Raw genomic sequence first — 2,545 nt, 5'->3', positions numbered from 1 at the left:
TCCACTCCACTCGTAAAAACCATACAATGACGGGTAAGGGAAAAGGTCCAGCAATGTTAAAGGCATTTTATTTTTGACCGAAAATATACCTAAAACAGTTTTAATCTGCGGGAGGGCATTATGAGAAGGTTTTTAGCGGCCAAGTTTTTGGTCCCAGGTAGTGTTTTTTTGGTGTTTAGCGTATTTTTGTTAGCCAGTCTTGCCAGTTTTTATCTTTTATTCCATCAAAAAAACGATGCTCATTACGTAAACATCAGTGGCAAGCTTCGTATGCTTTCGCAAAAAATTAGTAAAGAAAGTTTTTTATTTGCTAATACCAAAAATCCCGAATGGCTAAATTCTTTAGAAAAAAGTGTTAAAACCTATGATGAAATAATTGAAGAACTTAAAAGGGCATGTACCAGCTCTTCTGGTGAAGTAAAAGAGGAATATGAAAAACTGGTTTCCCTGTGGCAGCCTTTCAAAGAAAAAGTTCTATTACTAGCTGACGAATCTCACAGAGATGACGCCCTCAGTTATATTGCTGATAATAACCTTATTCTGTTATCCCAGGCCAATTCCCTCACTAAAAGCCTTGAGAAAAAATCAGAAAGAAAGATCGCAATTTTCAAAAAGGTCATTTTCTTTCTCCTGGGACTTGGTTTTGCCGTTTTTGTTTTTAGCTTGATTATTACCAATAAGTTTTTGATTAAACCTTTAAAAGAAATAGCCCTGGCTTTACAAGAACTTAAAAATGGAAATTTTGAAAAGGGGGTTTCCCAGCATAAAGTCTTGCTGAAAGAACTTGAAGAAATAGCTTCAGCCACTAACGCGGCGGTGGCTTATGTTTCCAGCCAGCTTTCTACCTTTAATGACCAGAACCGAAGCCTTGCTATCGCGGCTGAGTTTGTGGAGTCCTCTGGCGACTCTATTAGACAATTTGGTTATGACAGTGAACGCCTAGCCCAGGAATTAAAAGAAGCTTCAAGGTTGGCCACTGAGAATATAGCCACTATAGCCCACGCCATGGAGGACCTTAACACCGCAGCCCGCGAAATCGCCCAGAGTATTCAGGAAACAGCTATAAAAGCAGGCGAAGCCAATGAGCATGTTACTTTTGCCAAAGAAACTATAAAAACGCTGGCCAAGAGCTCCCAAGAAATAGAAGAAGTAACCCACCTGATTAATGATATCGCTGAACAGACCAATCTCCTGGCCCTTAACGCTACCATTGAAGCGGCCCGGGCCGGAGAAGCCGGCAAAGGCTTTGCCGTTGTAGCAGGTGAAATAAAAGAGCTCTCCAGGCAAACAGCTAAGGCTACCGAAAAGATAGGCAAAATTATAAATACCATACGCCAGGATATGGAAAAAGCAGTGGCCGGGGTGGAGTCTATTTCTGAAACAGTGGCAGGAGTAAATGACCTGGCTAATACCATTGCCAGCGCCAGCGAAGAACAGACTGTTACTATTGCAGACTTAAACAATAATATTCAAGAAGCTGTAACCACGGTAGAAAGAGTAAACCATCATGCTGACCAATTATTAGCCCATGCCGAAAGTTTTGAAAAAATAAGGCAAAATCTAGATGTTATAGACGCCTGTATCTCTGGAATAGTAGAAGAAGGCACCGTTCTCCTTTCGTTGGTAAAAACTAATCCAGAGCTTGAAAAAAAACTTTTTGAGAGCATACCTGTTGAAACAAAAATAAAGCTCTCTTTCTTGGTCCTTTTGAGATTTAGAGAAAAAATTATTCAGGCTATCCTTGAGGGGCAGATACCAGAAATAGAAACAGATGCTTGCCGCTGCATATTAGGTAATCTTCTGGCTCATTACCAGCCACAATCTCCTGAAGAAAGAGAGCTTATTCAACAGATTGGACCCATTCACGAACAATTACACCGAGAATCTCAGAGGTTCCAGGAAAAGATTCAAAAAATCCACGAAAAAAATGAGCTTCTGAACTTTTATAAAAGGAATATAGAACCTCTATTTGAAAAAGCAATTTTCCTTATGGGCAGATGGTTGGCCCTAAAACAGATATCTGACCAAGATTTACATTCATACAAAGCTGATTTAATCAAGTGGGGTCCTTCATTTGAAATAGGTATAAAAGTTATAGACGAACAACACCACCGATTGGTGGAAATGATTAATGAACTGCATAGGGGATTACGAAGCGGAGCCACCCAGAGTACCCTGCAAAAAGTTTTGGCAGAGCTGATTGATTATACTGCCAAACACTTTAAGACTGAAGAAGAATTTTTTGATAGATACGGCTACCCAGAAGCTAAAATACATAAAGAAATACACGCTAAACTGGTGCAAAAGGTCATTGATTATCAGCAAAAAATAAAATCTGGAGACGAAAAAGTTGCCTACGATCTTTTAACTTTCCTTAAAGACTGGTTAAGCACGCATATTTGCGTAACTGACAAAAAGTACGGGCCTTTCTTAAAAGAAAAGGGCTTAAGATAGGAAATAATCCCGGAAGGTTTATCCCTTTCGGGATTATTTTTGGCAAGTTTTTTGATATTAAAGAGACCTTTGCAAAATATCTTCTTGAGAC

At 39.4% G+C, this 2,545-nt stretch carries 1 protein-coding gene; it reads left to right on the top strand.

The window, feature by feature from the left end; genetic code table 11:
* Positions 1-120 precede the first annotated feature (120 nt).
* Positions 121-2,454 carry a bacteriohemerythrin gene (locus TH606_RS10995; RefSeq protein WP_068544024.1) on the top strand — a complete coding sequence of 778 codons (2,334 nt, stop codon included), beginning with the start codon at positions 121-123 and terminating at the stop codon, positions 2,452-2,454.
* Positions 2,455-2,545 lie beyond the last annotated feature (91 nt).

Source organism: Thermodesulfatator autotrophicus (assembly GCF_001642325.1).
Classification (GTDB): Bacteria; Desulfobacterota; Thermodesulfobacteria; order Thermodesulfobacteriales; family Thermodesulfatatoraceae; genus Thermodesulfatator; species Thermodesulfatator autotrophicus.
This window is presented reverse-complemented; position numbering and strand designations above follow the sequence as displayed.